The sequence below is a fragment of the Streptomyces sp. URMC 126 genome, from assembly GCF_051386555.1.
In the GTDB taxonomy this organism is placed as follows: domain Bacteria; phylum Actinomycetota; class Actinomycetes; order Streptomycetales; family Streptomycetaceae; genus Streptomyces.
The window spans coordinates 1-3,813 of sequence record NZ_JBPQTX010000474.1 but is presented as its reverse complement, the minus strand read 5'-3'; the positions used below and the strand labels follow the sequence as shown (position 1 = coordinate 3,813).

At 79.0% G+C, this 3,813-nt stretch carries 3 protein-coding genes; 2 read left to right on the top strand and 1 reads right to left on the bottom strand.

Annotated features, from left to right (window positions below; all coding sequences use genetic code 11):
• Positions 1-1,312 (bottom strand): SCO5717 family growth-regulating ATPase (locus ACSNOK_RS31590; protein ID WP_436784228.1); only part of this gene is annotated, 1,312 nt, incomplete at its 3' end.
• A gap of 358 nt (positions 1,313-1,670) precedes the next feature.
• On the opposite strand from ACSNOK_RS31590, the gene ACSNOK_RS31585 reads away from it, so the two are divergent.
• Together ACSNOK_RS31585 and ACSNOK_RS31580 are read left to right on the top strand one after the other, a co-directional pair.
• Entirely contained in the window at positions 1,671-2,741 is a 1,071-nt protein-coding gene (locus tag ACSNOK_RS31585; RefSeq protein WP_436784227.1) for a serine/threonine protein kinase, read from the top strand.
• Positions 2,741-3,813, top strand: a 1,073-nt coding sequence (locus ACSNOK_RS31580; RefSeq protein WP_436784226.1) for a protein kinase domain-containing protein, incomplete at its 3' end; no start/stop codon positions are given. The genes ACSNOK_RS31585 and ACSNOK_RS31580, both read left to right, overlap by 1 nt.

Here is a 3,813-nt window from a genome sequence, read left to right as displayed (position 1 = left end):
GTACGGCGGCGGGCAGCGCGAAGTCACCCTGCGCGGACGGCGCGTCGGAGGCGGGGGCCGGGGCGCCCGGTGCGCCGTACGCCGGGAGCGCGGAGGGCGCGGAAGGGGCGTACGGGTCGGGCTGAGCGCCGCCCTGCGGAGTGGGCGCCGGTGCCGGGGGGAACGCGGCGCCCGCGCTCCCGGCGTACGGCGCGGCCTCCGGTCCGGAGGCCGCGGGCAGCGCGGGGCCGCCCGTCGGCTCCGCCTGGGCGGGCGGAGCGGCCGGGGCGGCGGGCGGTGCCGGCGGCATCGCCGGGATCCGCGGCGCCGCGGGCGGGGTCCAAGGGGCGGGAGCGGCCTGGCCGTCGGCGGGCTCGGCGGGCTCGGCGGGCCGGAAGTCCGGCGGCAGCGGCGGCAGGGACGCCGGCGGAACGGAAGGCGGGGCCCAGGCCTCGGTGGACGCGCTGGGCGCGTCCGCCTCTCCCTCCGCCGAGGCGGAGGACGATGCCGGCGCCGGTGCGGCGGAAGGCGTCGACGGCGCGGAAGACGTCCCGGCGGGCGCGTCCCCGCCCGCCGGGGCACCCGTCCGGTTGCGGAGCGAGCCGGCGGAGAACCGCATGGTGCCCTCACTGCGCAGGGTGCCGCTCGTGTCGGACGGCTCCGAAGGTTCCGGCGTTTCCGGCGTTTTCGGCGTCTTGTCCGGTTCCGGAGTCCCCGCCGTCTCCGGGTCCTCCCCGGCCGTACCGGAGGCACCGGGCCGGGAGGACGCGTCGGACTCCGGGGTCAGGGCGGCGACTTCGTCCCGCAGTGCCGCGGCGGAGAGCAGCACGGTCGCGGGCGTCGTCGCCCCGCCCGGCGCGGACTCGGGGGCGGCGACCGCCCCGGATCCGACGAGCCCGTGCCCGGCGGCGGAGCCCGGCCGCGCGGCATCGGCGTCGTCCGCGCGCCCGTCGGCGTCCTTCCCGCCGACGGCGTGGGCGTCGGCGGACCGACCGTCAGGACCGGGGCCCTCCGCGGCGTCCACTGCCGCCGCCGGGCCCGGAACGGCCCGCTCCGAGGCCGCCCCCTCATCGCCCGAGGGCGGCGCGGAGGCGAACGCCGTCGCGGCGGATTCACCCGTCCCGACGGGCGATGCGGGAGGGGCCGGAGGCGCCGGGGGGACCGCCGGGGCGGGCGGGGACGTCTGGACGTACCAGGCGGGCGGCGTGTAGTCGATCGTGAACTCGCCCGTGTGCTCGACTTCCTGGTCCTGGTCCGGCTCGTGTTCGGCGTCGGACCGGTTCTCGCCGCCTGTGGTCCCGGCCGCGCGGATCTCGTTCCGATCGCTGCTCACAATGCCTCCTGCTGGTGTGGTCCGGCGCTTCGGGGAATCACCTGCCGGCACCGGCCGTTCCCGGCGCACGACCGCCCGATTCCCCCATACGTCACGCTGCGGGCCCCCGGCGTCGGGTTCTCCATGCGTACGGTCATCAAGACTAATCGTCATCCGTAGCACTGCGGCAGGCCCGCACACTCCCGCACCGCCCCCGGCGGCCCATGGCGCGAAATCGCCGCCGGAACGTCCGTCACCACCCCCGCGTCCGACCGCCGTCCGCGCCCGGCCGGCGCTTGAGTAGGCTCCTGGTTCCGTTCGTATTCGTCGTTCGTACGCAGGGTGTCCCCGGGCAGGGGGACGAGGGGGAGTGGCCGGAATGGAACCGTCGCGCCCGGGTGATCCCGGGCGGATCGGCCCGTACGCGGTGCTGGGCCGGCTCGACGCCCCGACGGGCGGTGTCCCGGCCGCGGAGCACCGGTTCGTCGCGCGTTCCGCGGACGGGGACCGCACGGTGCTCGTCAGCACGCCTCGGGAAGGCGTCGATCCGGACCGCTTCCGGGCCGAGGCGCAGGCGGCGCGACGGCTGTTCGGGCCGTGGACCGCGGTCGTGGACGACGTCGGCGTGGCGGACGCGAGCGGTGCCGGCGCATCCGGATCCCCGGCGGGCGCCGACGGCCCGCACCGTCCCCTCGTCTGGTACACCTCCCCGTACCTGCCCGCCCTGCCGCTGCCCGCCGCGCTCGCCGCGCACGGCGGTCCGCTGCCGGAACGGACCGTCCGCGCGCTCGGCACCGCCCTCGCCGAGGCGCTGGCCGCCGTGCACGCCACGGGTGCGGCGCACGCCGGACTCTCCCCCGCGGCCGTCCTGCTGACGGCCGACGGCCCGCGCCTCACCGGGTACGGCGCGGTGCGCGTCGGGCTCCCGTCCGGCCCGGACGGCTCCGGCGATACCGGCGGTACCGGCGGCTCCGGTCTCGCGCCCGGCACGGTGCCGCCCGAGCAGCTGGCCGGCGCGCGCCCCGAACCGTCCGGCGACGTCTTCGCCCTGGGCGCGGTCCTGGCCTACGCGACCACGGGACACACCGTCCCCGAGCGGGACGAACTCCCCGAGGGCCTGCGCGCCCTCGTCTCCGCCTGCCTCGCCCGCGACCCCGCCCACCGCCCGTCCGTCCCCCGGCTGCTGGACGAACTCCCCGGCGCCGCCCCCGGCTTCGGGCCCGCGCCCCCGGGCTTCGGCCCCCCGCCCGCCATGGGCGGTCCGCCGGCCACCGTCCTGGACGGCGGTCCCGGCCGGGCGGGGGCGCTCCTCGTCCCCGGCTGGCTGCCGTCCCGGGTGGTCGCCGCGCTCGTCCGGCAGTCCACCGCCGTCCTAGCCGCGGAGCCCGTACACCCGCTGACGCCACTCCCGTCTCACCCGCCCCTCTCACCCCACCGCGGACCGTCCTGATGCATCTGCCCCTCCACCACGACGACCCGCGGCAGCTCGGCCCCTACCGGCTCGTCGCCCGGCTGGGCGGCGGCGGGATGGGCACGGTGTACCTGGGCCGTTCCCCGAGCGGCCGGACGGTGGCGCTGAAGGCCGTGCACCCCCGGTTCGCGTCCGACGAAGCCTTCCGCGTCCGGTTCCGGCTGGAGTCCGACGCCGCCCGGGTGATCGGCGGGGACCACGGGGCCGGGGTCGTCGACGCCGATCCGTTCGCGCCCCGGCCCTGGCTGGCCACGGAGTACGTGCCGGGCCCGCCCCTGGACGAGGCCGTGGAGCTGTGCGGCCCGCTGCCCGAGCGGACCGTGCGGGCGCTCGGCGCCGTGCTGTGCCGGGCGCTCGGGCGGCTGCACCGCTCGGACGTCGTCCACCGGGACCTCAAGCCGTCCAACGTCCTCGTCTCCGTCGACGGCCCGAAGCTCATCGACTTCGGCGTGGCGCGGGCGCTCGGCGACGACCGGCTGACCCGGCTGGGCGCCGCGGCCGGCACCCCCGCCTACATGTCACCCGAACAGGCGGCGGGCGCCGAGCACACCTCCGCGGGCGACGTGTTCGCCCTCGGCGGCGTCCTCGTCTTCGCCGCGACCGGCCACGGCCCGTTCGGCGGCGGCCAGGCCGCGGACCTCCTGTACCGGGTGCGCTACGCGGCCCCCGACCTCTCCGGCCTGCCCCCGGCCCTCGTCCCCGTGCTGGCCCGCTGCCTGGACAAGGACCCCGCCCGCCGCCCCTCCACCGGCGAACTGGCCGGACTGCTGGGCGGCGAGGAGGAGTTCGCCGCGGCCCTCACCGACACCCTCCTCGCCGACATCGCCCGCCGGGCCACCGAGATCTGGCGCCTCCAGCCCCACCGGCTGCCACCGCCCCCGGAAACGGCCGACGCCCCGACCGCCACCGCCGGGCCCCGGCCCGGGCCCTCCCGCCGCCGCCTCCTCGCCATCGCCGGCGCCTCGGCCCTGGGCGTGGCGGCGGCGGGCACGGGCGGCTGGGCGTGGTGGAGCGGCCGGGGCGAGCACGCCGACGCGCCCGCCCCACGCCC

Coding starts and splice junctions, on each gene's coding strand:
- ACSNOK_RS31585 (WP_436784227.1), top strand. CDS start 1,671: ATGGAACCGTCGCGCCCGGGTGATCCCGGGCGGATCGGCCCGTACGCG.